General features: G+C 64.9%; 22 protein-coding genes and 1 tRNA gene. 10 read left to right on the top strand and 13 right to left on the bottom strand.

Going from position 1 to position 24,490, the window contains the following annotated elements:
* Window positions 1–404: 404 nt before the first annotated feature.
* Window positions 405–496, bottom strand: a tRNA-Ser gene (locus GGR43_RS21065).
* A gap of 122 nt (window positions 497–618) precedes the next feature.
* A complete protein-coding gene (locus GGR43_RS21060) occupies window positions 619–1,512 on the bottom strand; it encodes a prephenate dehydratase (RefSeq protein WP_188073782.1) in 894 nt (297 codons plus the stop codon).
* Between the two features lie 193 nt (window positions 1,513–1,705).
* Between GGR43_RS21060 and GGR43_RS21055 the strand changes: the two genes are divergently transcribed.
* Both GGR43_RS21055 and GGR43_RS21050 read left to right on the top strand, forming a co-directional pair.
* Window positions 1,706–2,338 carry a c-type cytochrome gene (locus GGR43_RS21055; protein WP_188073781.1) on the top strand — a complete coding sequence of 211 codons (633 nt, stop codon included), beginning with the start codon at window positions 1,706–1,708 and terminating at the stop codon, window positions 2,336–2,338.
* Window positions 2,339–2,585: 247 nt separating this feature from the next.
* A complete protein-coding gene (locus tag GGR43_RS21050) occupies window positions 2,586–3,113 on the top strand; it encodes an outer membrane beta-barrel protein (RefSeq protein WP_188073780.1) in 528 nt (175 codons plus the stop codon).
* A 60-nt stretch (window positions 3,114–3,173) separates the two neighbouring features.
* Here GGR43_RS21050 and GGR43_RS21045 read toward each other — a convergent pair whose 3' ends face one another.
* Window positions 3,174–4,058: an LOG family protein gene (locus GGR43_RS21045; protein WP_188073779.1), complete on the bottom strand. Its 885-nt coding sequence runs from the start codon at window positions 4,056–4,058 to the stop codon at window positions 3,174–3,176.
* A 178-nt stretch (window positions 4,059–4,236) separates the two neighbouring features.
* The gene (locus GGR43_RS21040; RefSeq protein ID WP_188073778.1) at window positions 4,237–4,947 is read right to left on the bottom strand and encodes an extensin family protein; all 711 of its coding nucleotides are present in this window, start codon (window positions 4,945–4,947) and stop codon (window positions 4,237–4,239) included.
* A gap of 222 nt (window positions 4,948–5,169) precedes the next feature.
* Between GGR43_RS21040 and GGR43_RS21035 the strand changes: the two genes are divergently transcribed.
* The 4 genes from GGR43_RS21035 (at window position 5,170) to GGR43_RS21020 (ending at window position 10,644) form a co-directional block, all read left to right on the top strand.
* The gene (locus GGR43_RS21035; RefSeq protein ID WP_188073777.1) at window positions 5,170–6,303 is read left to right on the top strand and encodes a phosphoserine transaminase; all 1,134 of its coding nucleotides are present in this window, start codon (window positions 5,170–5,172) and stop codon (window positions 6,301–6,303) included.
* Window positions 6,304–6,381: 78 nt separating this feature from the next.
* The gene (gene serA / locus GGR43_RS21030) at window positions 6,382–7,959 is read left to right on the top strand and encodes a phosphoglycerate dehydrogenase (protein ID WP_188073776.1); all 1,578 of its coding nucleotides are present in this window, start codon (window positions 6,382–6,384) and stop codon (window positions 7,957–7,959) included.
* 138 nt (window positions 7,960–8,097) lie between these two features.
* On the top strand, window positions 8,098–9,246 hold the full coding sequence (locus GGR43_RS21025; RefSeq protein ID WP_188073775.1) for an ATP phosphoribosyltransferase regulatory subunit: 1,149 nt from the start codon (window positions 8,098–8,100) through the stop codon (window positions 9,244–9,246).
* 108 nt (window positions 9,247–9,354) lie between these two features.
* A complete protein-coding gene (locus tag GGR43_RS21020) occupies window positions 9,355–10,644 on the top strand; it encodes an adenylosuccinate synthase (RefSeq protein ID WP_188073774.1) in 1,290 nt (429 codons plus the stop codon).
* A 493-nt stretch (window positions 10,645–11,137) separates the two neighbouring features.
* Here GGR43_RS21020 and rpoZ read toward each other — a convergent pair whose 3' ends face one another.
* On the bottom strand, window positions 11,138–11,482 hold the full coding sequence (gene rpoZ / locus GGR43_RS21015) for a DNA-directed RNA polymerase subunit omega (protein WP_188073773.1): 345 nt from the start codon (window positions 11,480–11,482) through the stop codon (window positions 11,138–11,140).
* A 228-nt stretch (window positions 11,483–11,710) separates the two neighbouring features.
* Here rpoZ and GGR43_RS21010 point away from each other — a divergent pair, with 228 nt between their 5' ends.
* A complete protein-coding gene (locus GGR43_RS21010) occupies window positions 11,711–14,179 on the top strand; it encodes a TonB-dependent receptor (RefSeq protein WP_188073772.1) in 2,469 nt (822 codons plus the stop codon).
* A 294-nt stretch (window positions 14,180–14,473) separates the two neighbouring features.
* Window positions 14,474–15,649 carry a phospholipase D-like domain-containing protein gene (locus tag GGR43_RS21005; protein ID WP_188073771.1) on the top strand — a complete coding sequence of 392 codons (1,176 nt, stop codon included), beginning with the start codon at window positions 14,474–14,476 and terminating at the stop codon, window positions 15,647–15,649.
* A 10-nt stretch (window positions 15,650–15,659) separates the two neighbouring features.
* Here the strand turns inward: GGR43_RS21005 and GGR43_RS21000 are convergent, their stop codons facing one another.
* On the bottom strand, window positions 15,660–16,232 hold the full coding sequence (locus GGR43_RS21000; RefSeq protein ID WP_188073770.1) for a class I SAM-dependent methyltransferase: 573 nt from the start codon (window positions 16,230–16,232) through the stop codon (window positions 15,660–15,662).
* Window positions 16,233–16,738: 506 nt separating this feature from the next.
* On the opposite strand from GGR43_RS21000, the gene GGR43_RS20995 reads away from it, so the two are divergent.
* Window positions 16,739–17,614 (top strand): LysR substrate-binding domain-containing protein, encoded by an 876-nt coding sequence (locus GGR43_RS20995; protein WP_188073769.1) that lies wholly within the window; start codon window positions 16,739–16,741, stop codon window positions 17,612–17,614.
* A 103-nt stretch (window positions 17,615–17,717) separates the two neighbouring features.
* Window positions 17,718–18,860 carry a GGDEF domain-containing protein gene (locus GGR43_RS20990; protein WP_188073768.1) on the top strand — a complete coding sequence of 381 codons (1,143 nt, stop codon included), beginning with the start codon at window positions 17,718–17,720 and terminating at the stop codon, window positions 18,858–18,860.
* Window positions 18,861–18,992: 132 nt separating this feature from the next.
* On the opposite strand, the gene GGR43_RS20985 is transcribed toward GGR43_RS20990, so the two are convergent.
* The 7 genes from GGR43_RS20985 to GGR43_RS20955 all read right to left on the bottom strand — a co-directional run bounded on the left by GGR43_RS20985 (window position 18,993) and on the right by GGR43_RS20955 (window position 24,403).
* Window positions 18,993–19,664 carry a glutathione S-transferase family protein gene (locus tag GGR43_RS20985; protein ID WP_188073767.1) on the bottom strand — a complete coding sequence of 224 codons (672 nt, stop codon included), beginning with the start codon at window positions 19,662–19,664 and terminating at the stop codon, window positions 18,993–18,995.
* A gap of 145 nt (window positions 19,665–19,809) precedes the next feature.
* Window positions 19,810–20,316: a peptidoglycan-associated lipoprotein Pal gene (gene pal / locus GGR43_RS20980; protein ID WP_188073766.1), complete on the bottom strand. Its 507-nt coding sequence runs from the start codon at window positions 20,314–20,316 to the stop codon at window positions 19,810–19,812.
* A 121-nt stretch (window positions 20,317–20,437) separates the two neighbouring features.
* Window positions 20,438–21,757: a Tol-Pal system beta propeller repeat protein TolB gene (gene tolB, locus GGR43_RS20975; RefSeq protein ID WP_188073786.1), complete on the bottom strand. Its 1,320-nt coding sequence runs from the start codon at window positions 21,755–21,757 to the stop codon at window positions 20,438–20,440.
* A gap of 26 nt (window positions 21,758–21,783) precedes the next feature.
* Window positions 21,784–22,743, bottom strand: coding sequence for a cell envelope biogenesis protein TolA (locus tag GGR43_RS20970; protein ID WP_188073765.1), 960 nt, complete (start codon window positions 22,741–22,743; stop codon window positions 21,784–21,786).
* Between the two features lie 18 nt (window positions 22,744–22,761).
* Window positions 22,762–23,226 (bottom strand): ExbD/TolR family protein, encoded by a 465-nt coding sequence (locus tag GGR43_RS20965; RefSeq protein WP_188073764.1) that lies wholly within the window; start codon window positions 23,224–23,226, stop codon window positions 22,762–22,764.
* Window positions 23,226–23,927, bottom strand: coding sequence for a protein TolQ (tolQ, locus tag GGR43_RS20960; RefSeq protein WP_188073763.1), 702 nt, complete (start codon window positions 23,925–23,927; stop codon window positions 23,226–23,228). Before tolQ ends, GGR43_RS20965 begins: the two co-directional genes overlap by 1 nt.
* Window positions 23,924–24,403 (bottom strand): YbgC/FadM family acyl-CoA thioesterase, encoded by a 480-nt coding sequence (locus GGR43_RS20955; protein ID WP_188073762.1) that lies wholly within the window; start codon window positions 24,401–24,403, stop codon window positions 23,924–23,926. The genes tolQ and GGR43_RS20955 overlap by 4 nt, the downstream gene beginning before the upstream one ends.
* Between the last annotated feature and the right edge of the window lie 87 nt (window positions 24,404–24,490).

Genomic DNA, 24,490 nt, shown 5'->3' with positions numbered 1-24,490 from the left:
CGCAAGATCGCCGCTTAATATCAACCCCAGGACGAGGCCCGCACTCCGCTAATTTACGCCGCGAGTTGTGCCAAATGTTCTGACGACGGACAGTCAGGCAGAAAGTGGAACGGCTTTGTTGAGTCCGCTACGAGTACTGTATTTTCGGGGGCGTCCTGAGCTTGGCGTTGAGCCGCCGGGGGAGTCTCGGACTTGGGCAACTTTTTCTTCTCCATCAGTCGTTCCACTCAGTATCTCGAATTGGTCAGCCATGCGCTGCCTGCAAATGACAAAGCCGCCCATGAGGCGGCTTTGTCTGTCTCATCCCGTCTTACCTAGCCGCATCCCAGTGCTTTTAGAAAGGCGGGTTTTTAGGCGGGTTCATCCTAAAAACCATGCGGAAAACCCACTAAATACAGCAAAATTGGCGGAGACGGAGGGATTCGAACCCTCGGTACCCCCTTAAGGGTACGACGGTTTAGCAAACCGCTGGTTTCAGCCACTCACCCACGTCTCCGCACAGGTCGAACAGCGGCGCGGTGGCCGATGCTGGCTGAGGCATGCGCTATAGCGGCGGCATGGGCGCTTGGCAACGGCGCTTTTCGCCTTTTTCCCGGAGCGCGCGATTTTCCCCGCCCGTCAGGCCGGGGTGCGCGCACGGGCCTGCGGATAGCTGCCGAGCAGGCGCACCCATTTGGTGTGGAAGCGCAACTCGTCGAGCGCGCGGTCGACCGCCGGGTCGCCGGGCATGCCCTCTATGTCCGCATAGAATTCGGTCGCGGAAAAGCTGGCGCCGCGCTGATAGCTTTCCAGCTTCGTCATGTTGACCCCGTTGGTCGCAAAGCCTCCCAGCGCCTTGAACAACGCGGCGGGGATGTTCTTCACCTCGAACAGGAAGGTCGTCATCACCGGTCCGTCATGCCGGGGCACGATCGCCTCGCGCGCCAGCACGACGAAGCGGGTCATATTGTCGTGGCTGTCCTCGATATCGCGCGCCACGATCGTCAGGCCGTAGAGATCGGCGGCGAGGGCGGGGGCGATCGCGCCCACCCCGGCCTCTTTCTGCTCCGCCACCAGCGCGGCGGCCCCGGCGGTGTCGGCATAGACCACGGGGGTGATGCCCTGGGCGCGCAGATATTTGCGGCACTGCCCCAGCGCCTGCACATGGCTGAGCACCTGCGACACGGGCGAATCATCGGGCGCCATCAGGCAATGATGGATCGGCAGGAAATATTCGTCGACGATCGACAGGCCCGATTCGGGCAGCAGGAAATGCATGTCGGCGACACGGCCGTGGAGCGAATTTTCGATCGGGATGATCGCCCGGTCCGCCTGCCCCTCGCGCACCGCGTCGAGCGCGTCCTCGAAAGAGAAGCAGGGCAGCGGCAGGCAATCGGGGCGATAGCCGAGCGCCGCCAGATGCGAATTTGCGCCGGGCGCGCCCTGAAAAGCGATCGCGCGACCGGTGTCGGCCGCGGCCTCCCGGCTCATTTTCTCGACAAGGGTGCGGGCGGGAAGAGGGTAGCTTTCCATCGTGCCTTCCTGATGCGTGATGCGCCCCTAGGCGCTGCGGCGCGCCCGCGCAAGCTTCGATGCGCCGGGCCTTGCGCCGGGGCCATCCTCCCATTAAGGGTGGCTCGCAGGGGAACGGGCTGTCTGGTTATGGCGGAAATGCGTAAATCCGGTCAGTTCCAAAAGCCATAAGAGGAAAGAGGACCACGAGCGGATGGACGATCGTTTCAATACTTTCGCCGGTTGGGCTTTGTTTGCAGGTATCATCGCTTTGGGAGGGGGCATCGTTTCAGCCAAGCTGTTCCACACCGAACGCCCCGAAGCGATGGGCTATGCGATCGAAGGCGTTGAGGCCGAAGGAGAGGGCGGAGGCGATTCCGGCCCGTCGCTCAACACCCTGCTGGCCAGCGCCGACGTCGCGCAGGGCGAGAAGGTTTTCGCCAAGTGCGCGGCCTGCCACACCATCAATGCGGGCGGCGCCAACGGCATCGGCCCCAATCTCCACGGCGTCATGGGAGAGGCCGTCGCGACCGGCCATGGCGGATTCGCCTTCTCCGACGCGCTCAAGAGCAAGGGCGGCAGCTGGGATTTCGCGACCATGGACGCCTGGCTGAAGAGCCCGCGCGAATTCGCGCCTGGCACGAAGATGACCTTCGCGGGTCTCAGCAAGCCGGCGGATCGCGCCAACCTGATCGCCTATCTGAACGCTCAGGGGTCGAATCTGCCGCTGCCCGCCGCCGATGCGGCGCCTGCCGCCGCGCCCGAAGCGGCGGAGGCCGCCAATGCCGCCGCGCCGGCGGACAACGCAGCCGCTCCGGCGGCCGAAGGCGTGGCCGCCACCCACTGATCCACCGCATCGGCTTTCCGCGCCGCCCGCGCGGCCCATCTCCGTTTCGGAGGCATGGGCCGTGCGGGCGGCGCGGCGCGTGCGGCATAGCCGGTTTCGGGAGCGCTCGCGAAATCGAACGGGATTCCAAAGAAATATTGCCCTTTGCCTTGCAATATGCGGTCGCAGCATTTATCCGGCCCCTTCCGGGTCGCCGGATAATGTAAAAGACAAGCATATAGTATAAATGTTCAAAGGGTAATATTACATGAAATCTGTTGTTTTTGCCGCTGCCGTTTCGGCGGCTGTCGTTGTTGCTGCGCCTGCTTGCGCGCGTGATTTCAACGGCGGCTATGCCGGTGTCGCTCTGGCTCTGGACAACTTCCAGACCTCCGGCGATTTCGAGGGTCTCGGCTTCTCCGGCGTCGGCGCGTCGGGCTTTGCCGGTTATGACGTTCCGGTCAGCACCAATATGTTCGTCGGCGTCGAAGGCAATATCGACGTTCATTCCGCCGACCTGCAGGACGTTCTCGATGCCAAGTGGGGCTGGGGCGTCAGCGCGCGTCTGGGCGGCAAGCTCAACGATTCGACCGGCCTCTATGCCCGCGTCGGCTATGCCCGCGCCAAGATCGGCGACGATGTCGACAGCTTCTGGCTCGACGGCGTGCGCTATGGTGCCGGCCTCGAAACCCGCGTGACCGACAGCCTGTCGCTGCGCGCCGAGTTCAGCCAGATCAACTACGAAGACAACCTGATCAACAATCAGGGCACGATCGGCGTCGTTTTCGGTTTCTGATTTCCGATAGAAAGAGAGGAGGTCGCGGCCCGTCGCCGCGGCCTCTTTTTTATCGCGCCGTCACCCGCCGAGGGAGTCGGTGTGGGCGCCGTAGAACGCCTCGACCGCCGCCCAGCCTTCCTCGGCGGTTTCGACCCAGGTGATGAGGTTGAGGTCGGACGGCGCGATCACGCCTTCGTCCACCAGCGCGTCGAAATCGACCACCCGGTTCCAGAAATCGCGGCCATAGAGCAGGATCGGGATTGGCTGGATCTTGCCGGTCTGCACCAGCGTCAGCAGTTCGAACAGCTCGTCGAACGTGCCGAAGCCGCCGGGGAACACCGCCAGCGCGCGGGCGCGCAACAGGAAATGCATCTTCCTCAGCGCGAAATAGTGAAACTGGAACGACAGCTCCGGCGTCACATATTCATTGGGCGCCTGCTCGTGCGGCAGCACGATATTGAGGCCGATGGTCCGCGCGCCGACTTCCGATGCGCCGCGATTGGCCGCCTCCATGATCGAGGGGCCGCCGCCGGAGCAGACGACGAAATTCTGCTTGCCGCTGATGTCCGCCGGGAAGCGCGCGGCGATCCCCGCGAGCTTGCGCGCCTCGTCATAATATTTCGCCTTGGCCGCGAGGTTGTTGGCGATGCGCAGATCCTGCTCGTTGCGGGCGGCATCGATCAGCGCCTGCGCCTTTTCCGGCGAGGGGATGCGCGCCGAGCCGTAAAAGACGAAGGTGGAGGCGATCTGCGCCTCGTCCAGAAATACCTCCGGCTTCATCAGCTCCAGCTGGAACCGCACCGGGCGCAAATCCTCGCGCAGCAGGAACTCGGTGTCCTGAAAGGCGAGTTGGTAGGAGGCGCTCTGCGTCTGCGGAATCTGGACGGCGATGGTGGCGTCGTGCGCTTCCTCCCGCGCGGGGCGAAAGATGCGTTCTTCTATCTTGCTGCGTTTTTTCCTCATGGGCCGCCCCTAGAGCGTTTTCAAGTCAGATGGAACATCTGGCGGCTCAAAAAACGCGGAAAACAAGGAATCCGGACCCTGTCCGGTTCAATCTGAATCGGACAAAGCCCGGCCGGTTTCGGACGAAAGCAAAAGAGAGGGATGGGAAGCGCTGGAAAAGAGGGGGCTTTTCCGCTTTTCAGCGGCAGTAGACGCCCTTGCCGCCCATGTCGAAATGCAGATGGTTGTAATGGGCGGCGTTGTAATCCGGGCTGAGCACGGTGCGGAACCGCTTGCAGGCGCTTTCGCGAATGACCCGGAGGAACTGGCGCACCTCCTTCGATCCGTTCCAGTCGCCTTCTATCGAGATGCGGCGGCCGTCGGCCAGCAGGAAGGCGGACACGTCCACCGCATTGCTGTGCGCATGTTCGGAAAGCCGGGCGGTGCCCGCGATCGGGCGGCAGCTATAGGTGCCCATCGTCTCGATCTTCACCAGTTCGCTGCCCAGGATGAGGCGGGCGGCGGGGGCGACGCCATAGCGCGCCCAGGCGGTGAAGCGTTCCGCCAGCGGGCAGGTCATCGCGCCCAGATTGGTGATCGGCACGCCCACGTCGAGCAGCTTCACTGCGCCATAGGAGGAGCAGCCGCCGCCATAGCTGCGGTCGGGCAGCGGCGTATATTGGGCGTTGAGGCTGGCGAGCTTCACCCGGCACTGGCGATATTCGGCGCTGTCGGCGGAATAGCTGGGCGAGGGGGCGGGGCGCGTCTTGGCAGGGGGGCGCTGGGCGCCCTTGTGCGCAGGGACGAGGCTGCCCCCGCAAGCGGACAGCATCAGCGCGGCAAGGCCGGCAAGGGCGATTCCCCCCGCCTTGGTCCCCGTTGGCGCCGCTGATTCCCTTTGCCCGAGCATGCAGCTATTGCATCTCAAGATGGTTAATAAAAAGTTAACGGATTGAAGGGCTTGCGACGAACGGAGTCCTGGGCGGGCATAAAATCCTCCTGTGGCTTCTTCCGCGCCGTACCGTTCATCCTGCGGCCCTTTTCATTTGACTTTGCCGATCGCGCCGCTAGAGCCGTCGCCGGGCCACGCGGTCCCAACGCCGCGCGTGCTCTCTGCAAGGAGACGCAATACATGACTGAAGTGACCAAGCCGCAGGCGAAGCCTGCGCGTCCTTTCTTTTCCTCCGGCCCCTGCGCGAAGCCGCCGGGCTGGGAAGCTTCCAAACTCGCCAGCGAATCGCTCGGCCGCTCGCACCGCGCCAAGATCGGCAAGACCCGCCTGGGCCTTGCGATCGACCTGATGCGCGAAGTGCTGAACGTGCCCGAAACACACCGCATCGGCATCGTGCCCGGTTCGGATACCGGCGCGTTCGAAATGGCCATGTGGACGATGTTGGGCGCTCGTCCGGTCACGACGCTGGCCTGGGAAAGCTTCGGGGAAGGTTGGGTCACCGATGCCGCCAAGCAATTGAAGCTCGACCCCGCCATCCTGCGCGCCGATTATGGCAGCCTGCCGGATCTCAGCGCGGTCGACTGGTCGAACGACGTGCTCTTCACCTGGAACGGCACCACCTCCGGCGTGCGCGTCCCCAATGGCGACTGGATCGCCGAAGATCGCGAAGGCCTGTCCTTCTGCGACGCGACCTCGGCCGTGTTCGCCTATGACATGCCGTGGAACAGGCTCGATATCACCACCTTCTCCTGGCAGAAGGTGCTGGGCGGCGAGGGCGGCCATGGCGTCATCATCCTCGGCCCGCGCGCCGTCGAGCGCCTCGAAAGCCACACGCCCGCATGGCCGCTGCCCAAGGTGTTCCGCCTTGTTTCGAAGGGCAAGCTGTCCGAGGGCATCTTCAAGGGCGAGACGATCAACACCCCGTCGATGCTGGCGGTCGAGGACGTGATCTTCGCGCTGGAATGGGCGAAGTCGGTCGGCGGCCTCGAAGGGCTGAAGGCGCGTTCCAACGCCAATGCGGCGGCTCTGGCGAAGATCGTCGCGGATCGCGACTGGCTCGGCCATCTCGCCCCCGAGGAGGCCACCCGCTCCACCACCTCCGTCTGCCTGACGGTCGAGGGCGCCGACGCCGACTTCATCAAGAAGATGGCCGGCGCGCTGGAGAAGGAAGACGCCGCCTATGACGTCGCGGGCTATCGCGATGCCCCGGCGGGCCTGCGCATCTGGTGCGGCGCGACCGTGGACACCGCCGATATCGAGGCGCTGGGTCCGTGGCTCGACTGGGCCTATGCGACCGCCAAGGCTGCCGCCTGATCTTCGCCTTCACAGGATAATGGATTGAAACGCGTGCGCCCGGCGGACCGGGCCACGCTCGATGCAGGAGCATATCTCATGCCCAAGGTGCTTATTTCCGACAAGATGGACCCGCAGGCCGCGCAGATTTTCCGCGACCGTGGCGTTGAAGTGGACGAGATCACCGGCCTGAAGCCGGAAGAGCTCATCAAGATCATCGGCGACTATGACGGCCTCGCCATCCGCAGTTCGACCACGGTGACGAAGGAAATTCTCGACGCCGCGACCAATCTCAAGGTCATCGGCCGCGCCGGTATCGGCGTCGACAATGTTGACATCCCCTATGCCAGCTCCAGGGGCGTGGTGGTGATGAACACGCCGTTCGGCAACTCGATCACCACCGCCGAGCATGCGATCGCGCTGATGTTCGCCGTCGCGCGCCAGCTGCCCGAGGCCGATGCCTCGACGCAGGCGGGCAAGTGGGAGAAGAACCGCTTCATGGGCGTCGAGCTGACCGGCAAGACGCTCGGCCTGATCGGCGCGGGCAATATCGGCTCGATCGTCGCCAGCCGCGCGCTCGGCCTCAAGATGAAGGTCGTCGCCTTCGACCCGTTCCTGACGCCCGAACGCGCGATCGAGATGGGCGTGGAGAAGGTCGATCTCGACACGCTGCTGGCCCGCGCGGATTTCATCACGCTGCACACGCCGCTGACCGACCAGACCCGCAACATCCTCAGCCGCGAGAACCTCGCCAAGACGAAGAAGGGCGTGCGCATCGTCAACTGCGCGCGCGGCGGCCTGATCGATGAGGCGGCGCTGAAGGAAGGGCTGGAGAGCGGCCATATCGCGGGCGCGGCGCTTGACGTGTTCGCGGTCGAGCCGGCGAAGGAAAATGCGCTCTTCGGCACGCCGAACCTCGTCTGCACCCCGCATCTGGGCGCATCGACCAAGGAAGCGCAGGTCAATGTCGCGCTTCAGGTGGCCGAACAGCTGTCCGACTATCTGATGACCGGCGGCGTCACCAACGCGCTCAACATGCCGAGCCTGTCGGCCGAGGAAGCGCCGAAGCTGAAGCCCTATATGGCGCTGGCCGAAAAGCTGGGCAGCCTCGTCGGCCAGCTGGCGCAGGACGATCTCGACAATATCGCCGTCGAGGTCGAGGGCGCGGCCGCCGAGCTCAACATCAAGCCGATCACCGGCGCGGTGCTTGCAGGCTTCATGCGCCGCTATTCCGATACGGTGAACATGGTCAATGCGCCGTACCTCGCAAAGGAGCGCGGCCTTGACGTGCGCGAGGTCCGCCATGCGCAGGAGGGCGCCTATCAGACGCTGGTGCGCATCACCGTCAACACCAGCGAGGGCACCCGCTCGGTCGCGGGTACGCTGTTCGGCAACGCCAATCCGCGCCTGGTCGAAATCTTCGGCATCAGCCTGGAGGCGGAGCTGGAGGGCGACATGCTCTATATCGTCAACGAGGACGCGCCGGGCTTCATCGGCCGCGTCGGCACCACGCTGGGCGAGGCGGGCCTCAACATCGGCACCTTCCACCTCGGCCGCCGCAGCGCGGGCGGGGAGGCGATCCTGCTGCTCACCATCGACAGCGCGATCCCGCAGCCGGTGCTGGACACGATCAGCAAGCTGCCCGGCGTGAAGCGCGCCAAGGCGCTGAAGTTCTGATCCGACCGGATCGGCAAGGCATAAGGCGGCCCGGCTTCTCAGGAAGTCCGGGCCGCTTTTGGTATCGGGAGTCCAGAAATAGCGTATACGCTATTTCCGACACTCCACATTTCCGGGAAATGCTCTAAAGGGGGCGCCATGACCGCAAAGCCTGCCACCCATAATCTGGGCCTGCTGCCCGAAGGCCTGTCCGACCGCCTGCCGCCGCAGGCCGAAGCGTCCGCGCGTCTGGTGCGCGATGTGCTCGATACGGTCGCCGCCCATGGCTATGCGCGGGTGATGCCGCCGCTGGCGGAGTTCGAGGAGACGCTGACCGCGCGGCTGCAATCGGCGGGGGCGGAGGATCTGTTGCGCGCGATCGACCCGGTGTCGCAGCGCACGCTGGCGCTGCGGCCGGACATGACCGCGCAGGTCGGCCGAATCGCAGCGACGCGCCTCGCCAAGGCGATCCGCCCGCTGCGTCTCTGCTATGCCGGACCGGTGCTCAAGCTGCGCGCCGACCAGTTGCGCCCCGAACGGGAAGAGATGCAACTCGGCGCCGAACTGATCGGCACGGACAGCGTCGCCGCCGCCACCGAGGTCGTCACCGTGGCGATCGAGGCGTTGCAGGCGGCGGGCGTCGAGGGGATCACCATCGATTTCAACCTGCCCGATCTGGTCGACCAACTCGCCGCCGGCCCGCTGCCGCTCGACGCGGAGCTGATCGCGCCGGTGCGCGCGCGGCTGGATGCGAAGGATGCGGGCGGCCTCGTCGCGCTGGGCGGAAAGGCGGCAGCCTATCTGCCGCTGATCGAGGCGACCGGGCCTTTCCATGCGGCGATGGAGCGGCTGGAGGCGATCGACGCGGCGCTCGGCGACAAGGGCGTGCTGGCGAGCCGCATCGCCGCGCTACGCGCGATCGCCAAACCGATAGACTGGGACATCACGCTGACGCTCGACCCGACCGAGCGCCATGGCTTCGAATATCACAGCTGGTTCGGCTTCTCGATCTTCGCCGCCGGTTTCGTCGGAGAGATCGGCCGGGGCGGCAGCTATGCGATCATGCACGGGGACGGCCGCGAGGAACCGGCGATGGGCTTCTCGCTCTATCCCGACCCGCTGATCGACGTCGGCTTCGGGCGCGAGGCCGCCCGTTTCCTCTTCCTGCCGCCGGGGCATGACGCCGATCAGGCCAAGGGGCTGCGCGGGCAGGGCTGGCGCACCGTCGCCGCGCTCGACGAGGCGGATGACGGGCGCGCTTTGGGGTGCACCCATTGGCTCGACGTGGCGGGACCGGTCGCCTATTGACCTGCCGCGCCCTGTTTTGCGCGCGCTGCCGCCGGGAGGGCAAGCGGTCCTTGCCTGCCGCGCCAAACAGTCTATGGAGCCAAGGGACTTTCCAGCAAGGATGATACCGTGGCGAATGTTACCGTGATCGGCGCCCAATGGGGCGATGAAGGCAAGGGCAAGATTGTTGACTGGCTGGCGGAGCGCGCAAGCTGCGTCGTGCGCTTTCAGGGCGGTCATAATGCCGGGCATACGCTGGTCATCGGCAACAAGACCTACAAGCTGGCGCTGCTGCCCAGTGGTGTCGTGCGCGGCACGCTGTCGGTCATCGGCAACGGCGTGGTGTTCGACCCCTGGCATTTCCGCGACGAGGTGACGAAGATCGCGGAGCAGGGCGTCGCGGTCACGCCCGATGTGCTGCATGTCGCGGAAACCGCGCCGCTGATCCTGCCGATCCACCGCGATCTCGACGGTCTGCGCGAGGATGCGTCGGGCGCGGGCAAGATCGGCACCACCCGCAGGGGCATCGGCCCGGCCTATGAGGACAAGGTCGGCCGCCGCGCGATACGCATTTGCGACCTCGCCCATCTCGACGGTCTCGGTCCGCAGATCGAGCGCCTGTGCGCCCATCATGACGCGCTGCGCGCCGGATTCGGCCAGCCGCCGGTGGACCGCGAGAAGCTGATGGCGGACCTGCGCGAGATTGCCGATTTCGTGCTGCCCTTCGCCAAGCCGGTGTGGGTGACGCTGAACGAAGCGCGCAAGCGCGGCGACCGCATCCTGTTCGAAGGCGCGCAGGGCGTGCTGCTCGACGTCGATCACGGCACCTATCCGTTCGTCACCTCGTCCAACACGGTGGCGGGCACCGCCTCTTCGGGCACCGGGCTTGGGCCGAAGGGCGCGGGCTTCGTGCTGGGCATCGTCAAGGCCTATACGACGCGCGTCGGTTCCGGCCCGTTCCCGACCGAGCAGGATAATGAGATCGGCGAATATCTCGGCACGCGCGGCCATGAATTCGGCGTCAACACCGGGCGCAAGCGCCGCTGCGGCTGGTTCGACGCGGTGCTGGTGCGCCAGTCGGCGGCGGTTTCCGGCATCACCGGCATCGCGCTGACCAAGCTCGACATTCTCGACGGGCTGGAAGAGATCAAGATCTGCACCGGCTACACGCTGGATGGCAAACAGTACGACTATCTGCCGCCCCACCCGCAGGATCAGGCGCGGGTCGAACCGGTTTACGAGACGATCGAGGGCTGGCAGGAAACCACCGCCGGAGCGCGCAGCTGGGCCGAACTGCCCGCGCAGGCGATCAAATATATCCGCCGCATCGAGGAACTGATCGAATGCCCGGTGACGCTGGTATCGACCTCGCCCCAACGGGACGACACGATCCTGGTCACCGATCCGTTCGCGGATTGAGGATCGGACGGGGGAGGGGCGGATGCTTCCCTCTCCCGCCATGTTGCTGGGCGGCGGGTTTCGGCCAATTCCTGCCCTTCCCGACGCGTCATGCCAGCGAAGGCTGGCATCTCACGAGGCGGCGCGCGGCATGGCCTGCGACCCCAGCCTTCGCTGGGGTGACGGTATAGGCGAAGGTCCGCTCTCCTACCCAAACCGGACCTTACCAAATTAGGCGATACATCCCCCGAAAGGCCGTCGCCCCCTCAATGGAAGAAAAGCCAGAGGAGCAAGATGATCGGGATCGGTACGCCGAGCAGCCAGAGTAAAATGCCCTTGCCCATTTGACCTCTCCATCGTTCATTTCGGTGGAGAATAAGCGTTTGGGCGTGGCATTTGTTCCTGCCGCACGGCCCGGCGGGGGCGGCGCGGGAGCAGCCGGAACAGAAAAACCCGGCCACTCTTGCGGTGACCGGGCTTTCCTTCCTCCCCCTAAATTCCGGTGGCGTTTCTGTTATCCGTCGTAATCGCCGCCGATATTCTGGTTGCGCGGGGGCGCCGCCGCCGTCAGGCGAAGCGCTTCCGCCGACTGGGCGATGCTGCCGATTTCGTCGGGCATGTCGTCATCGTCGATGCGGACCTTCTGCAGGTCACCGATCAGGGCCTCGCGCAGGTCGTCCGGTGAAACCGTCTCTTCCGCGATCTCGCGCAGCGCGACGACGGGGTTCTTGTCCCGGTCGCGATCGACGGTCAGCTCGGCGCCGCCGGAAATCTCGCGCGCGCGCTGGGCGGCCAGCAATACGAGGTCAAAACGGTTCGTAACCTTGTCGACGCAATCTTCGACAGTAACGCGGGCCATCGGGCCTCCTGAACAAATGAAAAAGCGAAAGCGCCGTCTACCAACAGGGGGGTGGCGAGTCAATATTTCCCTGTTTCGCAGCCTGTTGCAAAACTGCCGCAGGGGGCGGGCGAAAATACAATATTTGTATCCAGAGTGGACATTTTGCTGGATGGGCCGATCCGCCGGTTTATAGTAGCGGACAGGCCGGAGGGTTATCATCCGGCCATGCAAACAGGGAGAGACATCATGCGTACATTCAGGAAATGTGCGATTTTTTCTGCATCCGCCGCTGCGATCGTCATCGCGCAGCAGGCTGCCGCGCAGGATAATGGCGCCGCCGAAAATGGCTATAACGAGATCATCGTGACCGCGCAGAAGCGCGAGCAGTCGTTGCAGGATGTCAGCGTCGCTGTTTCCGCCGTCAGCGCCGACGCGCTCGCCAATGCGGGCATCAGCAATTTGCAGGACATGCAGCAGCTGGTCCCCTCGGTCACCTTCGGCAATGACTTCAACCAGGCCAAGGTGTTCATCCGCGGCGTGGGCGCCAACACCTCCACCACCGGCAGCAGCACCGGCGTCGCGCTGCATGTCGACGGCGCCTATGTCGCCCGCGCCGAAGCGCAGCTGACCTCGCTGTTCGATGTCGAGCGGGTCGAGGTGCTGCGCGGGCCGCAGGGCAGCCTGTACGGGCGGAACGCGGTCGGCGGCTCGATCAACATCATCACCGCCAAGCCGACCGTCGACACCTCCGGCTATGTGCGCCTGGGCTATGGCAATTATAACGCGATCACCGCGGAAGCGGCGATTTCCGGCCCGATCGCCGACTGGCTGCGCGTGCGCATCGCCGGCAAGAACGAGTTGCGCGACGGCTATGGCCGCGATCCGTTCAACGGCTGGGACGTCGACGACCTCAACCGCAAGATGGTGCGCGGCCAGGCGCAGATCCTGTTCTCCGAAACCGCCGACCTGCTGCTGGCCGCCGAATATTTCCGCCAGAACGACAATAGCGGCGCGGTGCATTATTATGGCCCGGCCTTCCCCGGCGTGGCGCGTCTGGCGACGCTCGGCCCGGCGGGCATAGCGACGAAGCCGCGCGATCTCGGCAGCGACGAGCCGCCGTCGGTCGATACCAGGAGCCAGTCCTACACGGCGACGCTGAACTGGGAACTGAGCGACGCCTTCTCCGTCACCAACATCGCCAATTACCGGCGTTTCAAGACCCAGCTGATCCAGGATCTGGATATCTCGGCGGTGGTGAACCAGCTGCCGAACCCCACCACCGTGCAGACGCGCACCATCGACGCGAAGCAGTGGAGCAACGAATTCCAGGTCAAATATGACAGTGACATCGTCAACGGCGTCGTCGGCCTCTATTATTTCGGCGAGCATCAGCGCCCGCGCGACCAGGTCGGCCTGAGCTCCACGGAGGGCATGGCGAGCAACATCGCCTTCCTCGCCACCCGCCCGACGACCATCGACGGCGTGGCCGTGGCGCCCGGCTCGATCAGCCTCGCCTATGCGGATTATCTCTGCGACTTCCCCACCGGCGTCGCGCCCAACCGCGTCTGCCTGCGCTCCCGCCTCAATACCGAGGCCTGGGCGGCGTTCGGTCAGCTCAACTTCGATCTCGAAAAGGCGGCGGGCCTCACCGGCCTGACGCTGAAACTGGGCGGGCGGTTCAGCCATGAGAAGGTGTCGACCGCCAACATGTCGGTCGTGATGACCGCCAACGCCAACCCGGCGGCGGGCGCGGTGCTGGCCTTCACCGACGCCCCCTATACGCAGGGCGGCACCTACCGGCAGAAGACCTTCAAGGACTTCACGCCGGAAATCGGCCTGAGCTGGCAGCCGGACCGCAACATCTTGCTCTATTATACCTATTCCGAAGGCTTCAAGGCCGGGTCGGGCGAGAATGCGGCGGGCAGTTCCACCATCGTGCGGCCGGAAAAGATGAAGAATCATGAGGTCGGCGCGAAGCTGGAGATGCTGGACCGCAAGCTGACGTTCAACGTCGCGGGCTATTGGTACAAGCTCAAGGATCTGCAGATCAACAAGACGGTCGGCGGCGGCCCCACCGGCTATACGACGATCTTCGAGAATGCCGCGCGGACCGAGGCGAAGGGCGTCGAGATCGAGTGGATGCTGCGGCCGGTGCACCGCGTCCGCCTGTCGGGCGGCGTGTCCTACACCGACAGCAAGTACAAGGATTTCGTGACGGTCGATCCGCTCGACCCGCGCAACGTCGCGCAGCCGGGCCAGCCCGCCTACGATCCGGTGACCAACCCGGATTCGACCGCGTTCGGCGCGCCCTGCCTGCCGGGCTCGCTCAACGCCAACGGGCCGTGCTCCATCCAGTTGGCGGGCAATTACACCCGCAACTCGCCGCGCTGGTCGTACAACGTCCATGCCGAGGTCGATCTGGTGGATGACGAGCAGGCGGGCACCGTCACCCTTGCGGGCGACATGTCGGGCAAGAGCACCGTCTATTTCACGGAGTTCAACCGCCTGGAGGAAGGCGCGAAGGCCTATACGCTGTTCGACGCCGCGTTGCGCTGGACCTCCGCCAAGGACGACCTGACCGCATCGCTGTGGATCAAGAACATCCGTGATACGCTGCGCGCCAGCTCGACCTTCGCGATCTCGACCGGCCGTATCATCGGCGCCACCTGGCTGCCGCCGCGCACCTATGGCGTGACGCTGGGTTATCGTTACTGAGGCCGCGTAGCGATGGAAAAAGGGGGCGGGGCGCCGGGCGCACCCGCCCTTTTTTGCGATTATATCCGTTGCAAACACGGCTCTGGTGGGGCGCCGCTGCGATAACAGAACCTTTTGCACTGAACCCTTCGACAAGCTCAGCCCGAACGGAGAGCGGAACTTCCGCTTTCCGCTCCTACCCGCTTTCAACGCTCATGTTGTAAGGAATATGACCGCCCTTCATTTCCGGCCTTTCCGGCAGCGCGGCGGATAAAAAGCGATGGCATCCCCGGCTCCGGCGCGCCATGGTGGGTCATGAGTCTCGCGCAGCCGAAAGACGATCTCTCCTCCGGCGACAGGCTGGAACATGAACTGGATGGCAACCGCCTGACGATCAGCGGCAGCGGCCCCGACCTGCGCGACATGCTGGTCGCGCTGATCGACGGGGCGCGGGAAAGCCTCAAGCTCTATTATTATATCTTCGCCGCCGATGCGAGCGGGCGTCTGGTGCTGGCGCGTCTGGTGCGCGCGGCTCGGCGCGGGGTCGAGGTGACGCTGATGGTCGATGCCTTCGGCTGCGGCGCGCTGCCCTCCGGTTTCTTCACGCCGCTGGAGCGGATGGGCGGGCAGGTGCGCTGGTTCGGATCGAGCTGGTCGACGCGCTATCTCATCCGCAACCATCAGAAAATGGCCATTGCCGACGATGCACGGGCGATGATCGGCGGCTTCAACATCGCCGACGCCTATTTCGGCATACCGGAGGAGGATTGCTGGCACGATCTGGGGCTGGTGATCGAGGGGCCGGAGGCGCAGATGCTGGCGCGCTGGTATCGGTGGCTCTGGGGCTGGGTGACCTCGCCGCATCAGCGCTTCCGTCGCCTGCGGGCGATGGTGCGCGGCTGGAAGGACCGGCGCGCGCCTTTGCGCTGGCTGGTGGGCGGTCCGGCGCGCCGTCTCAGCCCCTGGGCGCAGACGGTGCGGGACGATCTGGAGCGCGCGCGGCAGGTCGATATGATCGCCGCCTATTTCTCGCCCGGCAACGGTATGCTGGCGCGCCTGCGCCGCGTCGCCTCGCGCGGGCGGGTGCGGCTGGTGTTGCCGTCGCGCACCGACAATGCGGCGACGGTTTCGGCGGCGCGGCTGCTCTACGGCCCGCTGCTGCGGCGCGGCGCGCGGATCTACGAATATCTGCCCTGCCGCCTGCACATGAAGCTGATCGTGGTCGACGACATCGTCTATATCGGCTCGGCCAATTTCGACATGCGCAGCCTGTTCCTCAATCTGGAGATCATGCTGAGGATAGAGGATGCCGCTCTGGCCGACCGGATGCGCGCCTTCGTCGACGCGCGCGCGCAGGCGAGCGAGGAGGTCGACCCGGTGCGTCACCGCGCGAGCCAGACGCCGCTGCGCCTGCTGAAGCGCTGGATCAGCTATTTCCTCGTCGGCATCCTCGACTACAAGGTCACGCGGCGGCTGAACTTCTATGAATGAGGCGCGACGCTCACCCCTTGCGGGCGACGAAGACGAAGCAGGGCGGGACGTTGCGCCATAACCGGCGGTAGCGGATGTTGGTGAAGCAGCGGCGCAGCAGCGGCAGCACGAATGTCGAATATTGATAGATCAGTAAGGCGCCGCCGGGTGCGAGCGCGCGTTCCGTCGCCGCCATGATGCCGTCGCCGACGCCGGGGGGCAGGGTGGAGAAGGGCAGGCCGGAAATCACATAATCGGCCGGGAGCCCGCCGGCTTCTTCGGCCAATATGCTTTCGATGTCGGCGGCCGAGCCGTGCACCAGACGCAGCCGGGGGTCGGCGATGGCGTCGCCCAGATGGTCGATGAAATCGCGGCAGGTATCGATCGCGATCAGCCGCGCGTCGGGGCCGAGCCGGTCGAGAATCGGGCGGGTGAAGGTGCCCATGCCGGGGCCATATTCGACGAACACCCTGGTCGCGGACCAGTCCACCGCCGCCAGCAGATGATCGATCACGATCTGCGAGGTCGGGATGACGGAGCCGACCATCTTGGGGGATCGCAGGAACTGGCGGAAGAATTTCAGATGGTCCGCGATACTGTGCATCGAGATGAACAATTCCCATTCGCAACGAGGAACCGGCCCAGGGCCCTGACGGCGGCCGGTCTGGAAGCGGCTCTATCCTGCGTCCGGCGAGAGCGAAAGCCCAAAAGCCGGTTTGCCTGGCCGGCGGGCGAAAAAAGCGGTTGTTCTGTGCGAGCGGATTGGGCGGGGAAGGGTTGCGATCATTGCCTGACATAAGAGCCCGTCGGGCTGAGCCTGTCGAAGGGCTCAGGGCGAACGGGAGTGGGAGCGGACATCCCTACCTCAAAAAAAGGGCCAGCCGAGGCTGACCCTTGAAAGTTTATTAGGAGAGGATGCCTGAAAGGCCTCTCCTATGTGCGCTGCGGGATGATTTTGTGCAAGTGCGAAGGTCGCGATCTCGATTGCAAAAACTGCAATTCAGAAATTCCGTATTTCTTTCCACCGATTTTCTGTGCTGGGGCAGTTGTCGTACTCCGACAATTGAGGCATGAGGAGCGCATAACAACCCGTAGCAAGCATGAGGATGAATGCGGCGTTTGCCCCCTCTTACGGCGCTTGAGGCGTTTGTGCAGGTCGCCCGGCTCGGTTCCGTGAAAGCCGCGGCGGAAGAGCTCGCGCTTTCGACCCCTGCGCTCAGCAGGCGCATCCAGGCGCTGGAGCGTTATGTCGGCCGTCCGCTTTTCGAGCGCAAGCACCAGGCGCTGGAGATCAACGCGGACGGATTGGGCCTGCTCAACGATATCGCGCCTGCGCTCGATGCAATGTCCGTCGCGGTCGAAAAGCTGATGAACGGCGGAACCCAGCTGCGTTTGCGCCTTGCGGTGATGCCGCTTTTTGCATCGCAACGGCTGCTGCCGCTGATGGGAGAGCTGCGTCAGGCCTATCCCACGCTGCACCTCGATATCGAAACCACGCCCCATGCGGTGGCGCGGCTGGGCGAGGGGCTGGACGCGGCTATCGTGCTGGCGCGGGAGGTCGACCCCGCCCTTTACGTGCACGAGTTGAGTCGCGAATATATCTATCTCTTCGGCAATCGCGATCAGCTGGAGCGCAACCCGGTGACCGGGCCGGAGGACCTGAAACGGCATACGCTGCTGATCCATCGCGACATGCCCACCATCTTCGACGACTGGAAGGAAAGCGTCGGCTGCGGCGACATCCAGCCGATGGCGATCGATACCTATGATTCGGGCCCGCTGATGCTGGAAGCCGCCGCGCAGGGGCTGGGCGTCGCGGTCATGCTCGCCAGCCATTACGATTATTCGCACGATGCGCGGCTGGCGCGGCTGTTCGATCAGGATGTCGAGAGCCCCTATCGCTATTTCTTCGTCTGCCGCCCGCGCGCGTTGCAGAACCGCGCCGTCCGCATCTTCCACGACTGGCTGGTGGGGCAGACCGTCTGAAAGAGGCTGAACGGCTTTTTCACCAAAAGCGTTGCGTGCTACGAAATTATTTACCGCTTCTGCCGTATTGATGCTCACAGCTAATATTGAACGGGCATCAGGGATGAACGCGCAGATAGGTTTCACCAGGCGAATCGCCAATTGGGCCAAAGGATTGTCGGCGGACGAAATGCAGTCCCTGTCGGTCGAAGCCAGCTCGCGCGAGGGATCCCGCAACGGGTCCAGCCGGGAAATCGAGCGGCGGCGCCAGCTCTACGAGGATGTCGGTTCCTTCCTGTTCGCCCATGATCTGGATATCACGCCGGTCAATTTCGGCCTCGCGCTCGATTATCTGACGGGCAACGATCATGAGATCGAAAAGGCGGTGTGCGCCATTTTGAAGGAACGCGGGCAGATCACCAACGTGTTGGCCGAAAAGATCATCACGGAACGCCATTCGAAGGAGTTGACGGTCGACGGGCTGAGCCGGATGCTGACCTCGGTCGAGGAAAATCTCGACCGCTTCCATCTCCTCGCCACCGAATCCCGCACTTCGGCTTCGTCCTATGGCGAGGCCTTGCAGGCGCAGGTCAGCGAGATCGAGAGCGATCATTCGCCCGAGCAACTGGTGAGCGCGCTGGTGGACCTCACCCGCTCGATGGTCGACAAGACCCGGCAGATCGAAGCGGAAATGCGCGAGAACCAGAAAAAGACCAATGCCTTGCAGCAGAGTCTGGAAAGCGCGCGCAAGGCGGCCGAGCAGGATCATCTGACCGGCCTGCCCAACCGCCGCGCGTTCGAGGTGTTCCTGAAGGAAGAGGTGAAGGCGGCGTCGGCGAAGGGCGAGGCGCTGAGCGTGGCGTTCTGCGACATCGACCATTTCAAGCATATCAACGACACCCACGGCCATGACACCGGCGACCGCGTGCTGCGCTTCGTGGGGTCGCTCTTCGCGCGCATTTCCAGCGAGAAATGCCATGTCGCGCGTCACGGCGGCGAGGAATTCGTGCTGCTGTTCCGGGGCAAGAGCGTCAGCGAGGCATGCGAGATCGTGGACCAGACCAGGGCCGACCTCGCCGCGCGCAACCTGGTCGACCGCAACAGCGGCGAGCGCATGGCGCAGGTGAGCTTTTCCGGCGGGGTGGCCGACGTGTTCAACTATCCCACGCCGCGCGACGCACTGAAGGCCGCGGACCGGGCGCTGTATCTGGCCAAGGAGCATGGCCGCAACAGGGTCTATATGGCCGCCGCAATCACCGAAGACTAGGATCGGTCGGCATTCAGCCCATGCGGGCCTGCAAATCGCGCTATTCTGTGCTCCGGTGCTCGAATATCACGCTTTTCGGCTCCGCCTGAACTGAATGTCGATCGATCCTACGTGGTCTGGAAACGGCTGATCCTAGAAATCCGGTTTTTCATAATAGTCGGGGGGCATGATGACTTCCATCCGCTCGGACAGCAGCGGACGGAAGGATGGGCGGGATTTGAGCGCGGAATACCAGCGCTTGACCGGCTCATGCCCGGCCCAGTCGATGCCGCCCAGATAATCGGCGACGGAAAGCTGCGCGGCGACCGCAATATCGGCGAGGCTCATGGTTCCGCCCGCCAGCCAGCTGCGGTGGTCGAGCAGATAGTCCATATAATCCATATGGGTGTTGGCGTTGCGCATCGCCTCGCGCAGGCGGCCGCCATCGGGCGGCGCGCGGTGGACGAGGCGCTTCTTCATCCGCTCCTCCAGCAACGGGGCGACGACGTCGCGATAGAAGATCTGGTCCGCCCAGGCGGTCAGCCGCCGCACTTCCGCGCGGCCGGCCGCGCTGCCGTTGATGAGCGGCAGCTTCTCCACCGTTTCCTCGAAATATTCGCAGATCGCCTGACTGTCGATCAGGACGACGCCCTTCTCCTCCTCGACCATGACCGGCGTCTGCCCGGCGGGGTTGAGGTCGAGGAACGCGTCCTGTCCTTCCCACGGAGATTCGCGGATGAGATCATAGGCGACGCCCTTTTCCCCAAGGAGCAGGCGGACTTTGCGGGAAAAGGGGCAGAGCGGAAATTGATAGAGACGCCACATGGCCTCTATCTAGCGGAACGGCGGGGGGATGCCAGCCCGTATATGACGGCAAAAGGGCAAGTGTTGCATTTTGTTGCAACCCTTGCCCTTGTCGCCTTGCCCTTTTCGAATGCCGTCGCCCTTGGGCGGGGTGCCGGCCGGGCGGTTACTGCACGGTCACCGTCACCGCACGGCGGTTCTGCGCCCAGGCGGATTCGTCCGAACCCATGGCCACCGGCCGTTCCTTGCCATAGCTGATGGTGCTGATCCGCGACGGGTCGATCCCCAGCGTGGCGAGATAGTTCTTCGCCGCATTGGCGCGGCGCTCGCCCAGCGCGAGGTTATATTCGCGCGTGCCACGCTCGTCGCAATGGCCCTCGATCGTCACGCGCACATTGGGATTCTGCATCAGCCACTGGGCCTGGCTGCGCAGGGTTTCCTGATCCTGAGCGTCGATCCCGTAGTCGTCGAGCTCGAAGAAGACGCGATCGGAAGAAATGCTGGCGATGAAATCCTCCTGGCTGCCCTTGACCGGACCGGTCGGGCCGGTCGGTTCGGCCGGACGCGAAGTATCGACAGGAGCGGGGGGAAGTTCCTGAGGCGCCTTTTTGGAACAGGCGGAGAGCGCGATCAAAGCGGTGGCGATCATCAGGGAACGCGTGACTGGGGTCATGATATTTCTCCTTATTCCTGTAAGATGCGAGGCTGATGACAAATGCGCCCGTTGTCAACGTGCCGTCGCGCCGAAAGCGGGGCGACGGCAGAAGACGGCAGCGGTATCGGCAGGAAGCCGATCAGGGCAGCAAGGGACCCCAGGCCGGGTCGGAGCCGGAAAGCGGCGTCGGGATGCGGCGCTCGTTCACCCCGGTCAGGTCGACCTGCCAGATCTGGCTGGCGCCGGAGCGGCCGGGCGAGGTGCGGAAGAATTGCAGCACGCGGCCGTTGGGCGACCATGTCGGCGCCTCGTCCTGCCAGCCATTGGTCAGGATGCGCTCATTGTCGCCATTGGGCGTCATCACCGCGATGTGGAAATTGCCCGCGATCTTGGTGAAGGCGATGAGGTCGCCGCGCGGGCTCCATTCCGGCGTCGCATAGCGGCCGCCGCCATGGCTGATGCGCCGCTGGTTCGATCCGTCCGCGTTCATCACATAGATTTGCTGGCTGCCGGACCGGTCGCTTTCGAACACGATCTTCGTGCCGTCGGGCGAATAGCTGCCGCCCACGTCGATGCCCGGCGAGGTGGTGAGGCGTGTCGGCGTGCCTCCGCTGGCGGGAACGCGATAGATATCGGTGTTGCCCGCGACTGCCATCGAGAAGAGGATCCAGCGGCCATCGGGCGACCAGCGCGGCGCGAAGGTGGTGTTGCGGCTTTCGGTGACGAGCCGCTGCTTGCCGGTACCGATGTCGTAGACGAAGATGCGCACCCGGTCGCCGATATAGCTGACATAGAGGATGGAGCCGTAATCGGGCGAGAAGCGCGGGGTCAGCGCGATCGACTGGCCGTTGGTGATGAAGCGGTGATTGGCGCCGTCGCTGTCCATGATGGCGAGGCGCTTGACGCGGCGATCCTTGGGGCCGCTCTCCGCGATATAGGCGATGCGGCTGTCGAAGAACGGGCTTTCGCCCGACAGACGCGCATAGATGGCGTCGGCGCATTTATGCGCGGCGCGGCGCCAGTCGCGCGGGGAAACGACATAGCCCTGCCGCGTCAGTTCCGATTGCAGCGCGACATCGTAGAGATAGCAGCCCACGGTGATGTCGTTGTCGCCGCCCGCCGAGCGGACGAAGCCGTGCACCAGCGCCTCATAGCCCGACCAGCTGCCGAAATTGGGCGCGGTGACCTCCGCCATCGAGACGGCGCGCATGCCGGACGGGCCGGACGGCGCGAACAGGCCGGAGCCCTTGAGGTCGTCGGCAATGACCTGCGCGATCTTCTGCCCCAGTTCCTGCGTGGTCCCGGCGGGCGTCGTGACGACCTGGCTGGTCGGCAGCGACGGCACGGCGATCCTGAGCGCGTTGGAGCCGCTGTCGTCGGTAACGTCGACGGACAGCTGCGCATGGGCGGCCATGGGGAGGACGGACGCGGCGAACAGCAGGCCGAGCAGCGCCGTCATCCGGGTCTTGAGCGGTGCGATACGGATCATTGCGAGAGCCTCTTGTCGAAGGTGAGCTGAAGGAACTGCCAGCTGGAATAGAATTGCGCGGGCAGGTTGAAGGGGGCGGCAAGGCGGATCGCCTTCACCGCCTGTTCCTGATGCAGGCGCACCTGCGTGCGGTTGCTGGCGGTGACGCCCAGCGTATCGACGATTTCCGGCGCGCCGACGACCGATCCGTCGCGCGCCAGCTTCACATTGACGATGGTGCGCAGCGATTCCACATCGGCGCCGGTCGGCGCCTTCCAATGCGGTTTCAACTGGCGGCGGATTTCCGCGTCGAGCGCGCTTTTCTGCGCCGGGCCGAGCGCCGCCGCGGTCGCGCCCTCGCTCGGCTTGCTGGCGGGCGAGGTGCTGCGGCTGGCGGATTTCATCCAGTCGCTGGTGTCGAGCTTCAGCTTCGATCCGCTGGATCTGGCGGCCTGTCCCTTGTCGGCGGCGGTCGCGGTGCTGGCGGTCTTCGCGTTGCTCGGTGTGGCGGCGGGCTTGGCCGGCGCCTTGGCCTGCGTCCTGGCCGGTTCGGGCTTCTTCGTGTCGGGCTTGGCCGGAGCCTTGGGCGCGGGCTTGGGCTTGGCCGGTTCCGGCTTTTTCGGCACGGGCTTGGGAGTCGGCTTGGGCGCGGGCTGCTCGACCGGTTTGGGGCGCGGCGTCGGGGCCGGAGGCGGCGGCGGGGCGGGCTGCGGCTCAGGCTGGGCGACGCTTTCGGCCGGGGCGGGCGCCGCCTGTTCGGGCGGGCCTTCGACCTCGCCGGGCGTGGGCGGCGGCGGTTCGGGCGACAGCTTGGGCGCCATCGATTGCAGGGCAACGGCATCGGCGATCGACACCTCGATCGGCTTGGTGTCGAGCGTGATCTTCTTGGGCGTCACCCAACTGCTGGAAAGCGCCGCGAACAGCAGCACATGGGCCGCGCTCGCGATGCCAAGACCGATTTTATCCGCGCGTTCCATCGCCTCAGCCTAGGGGCTTCATTCTGAACCGCCGCTGACGGAGGGCGCGTCGGACGCCGCCGTGCTGACCAGCGCGACCCGGTTGAGGCCCGCGCGGTTCAACTCGCCCAGCACGCGCGACACGCGGCCATAATCGATCGCCTCGTCGGCGCGCAGGTAGATTTGCGGCGCTTCCAGCCCGGCGCGGGCGGCGGCCAGCGTGTCGAGCCTTTCGGGCAGCTCGTCCTCCGTCACCTCCGTCTCGTTGAGGAACAGATGCCCCTGCGCGTCGAGCGAGATGATCGTCGGCTTTTCCTCCGCATCCAGCGCCTTGGCGCGGTTTTCGGGCAGCTTCACCGGCACGCCGGTGATCAGCAGCGGCGCCGTCACCATGAAGATGATGAGCAGCACCAGCATCACGTCGACCAGCGGCGTGACGTTGATGTCCGCCATCGGCTGGCGCCGCCGGCCGCGTTTGGCGGAGGGGGAGGGACCCATCGCCATCAGCTGTGCTCCAGTTCCCGGCTCAGCGTCGCGTAGAAGGTGTCGGCGAAGCGGTTGAGGCCGGATTCGACCTTGTTGATCGCGTGGCTGAAGCGGTTATAGGCGATCACCGCCGGAATGGCCGCGAACAGGCCGATGGCGGTCGCGAACAGCGCCTCGGCGATGCCGGGCGCGACGACGGCGAGGCTGCTGTTCTGCTGCGCCGCGATCGCGGTGAAGCTGCGCATGATGCCCCAGACCGTGCCGAACAGGCCGACGAAGGGCGCGACCGCGCCGACGGTCGCCAATATGTTGAGCCGGTCGGACAGCAGGTCCACCTCGCCGCCCACGGCGCTCGACAGCGCGGTGGAGATGCGGTCGCGCGCGCCCTCGCGGTCCACCACCTTCTGCTTGGTGGAGCGGCGCCATTCGGTGATCCCGGCCTGGAGCACGCGCGCGCTCGGCAGGTTTTCCTTGCCCCGGTTTTCGAAAAAGCGGTCGATATCGTCGGTGCGCCAGAATTCCTGCTCGAACTTCAGGCATTTGCGGCGGATGCCGGACAATGAGAAGCCGAAGCCGATGATGATCGCCCAGGTCCAGATGCTGGCGAGCAACAGGCCCGCCATCACGACCTTGACGACGATATCGGCCTGCATGAACAGGGTATAGGGCGAAAGGGTCGCCGCGGCGTTGGCGGACAGATCGACGATGGGCACGGTCATGGGTGGATATCTTCCCCTTGGGCAATGCGGGTGAACAGCGCGACCCAGGGCTTGGGCTGCCGCTTGGGGCGGCCCTGGGGCGACAGGAAGGCGACGCGAACCTCCGCGCGGGTGAGCAGGTCGGCGCCGCGCGCCATGTCCTGCGTCATAGTGACGGTGGCGCCGGAAATCTGCGCGACGCGGCTGGTGACGATCAGGTCGTCGTCCAGCTTGGCGGGCAGGCGATAGTCGATGGCGAGGCGGGTGACGGCATAGACGCCCTCCCCGCCGTCGAGCGCGCCGCGCTGGTCGATGCCGATCAGTCGCAGCATGTCCGACCGGGCGCGCTCCATATAGCGCAGATAATTGGCATGATAGACGATGCCGCCCGCGTCCGTATCCTCGAAGAAGATGCGCACGGGATAATGATGCACGCCCCCGACGAAACGGCCGGAAGCAGGCGCTGGCAGGTCGGATGGGGGCGGCGGCGCTGACATCGGCCCTTGTCTAGACGACCGGCGAGTCGTTGGCAAAGCCCCAAATGCGTCTTGACGTCACTAAAGCCGGTTTCGTCGCTTTCGACC

The organism is Sphingobium jiangsuense (genome assembly GCF_014196495.1).
Classification (GTDB): domain Bacteria; phylum Pseudomonadota; class Alphaproteobacteria; order Sphingomonadales; family Sphingomonadaceae; genus Sphingobium; species Sphingobium jiangsuense.
This window is presented reverse-complemented; position numbering and strand designations above follow the sequence as displayed.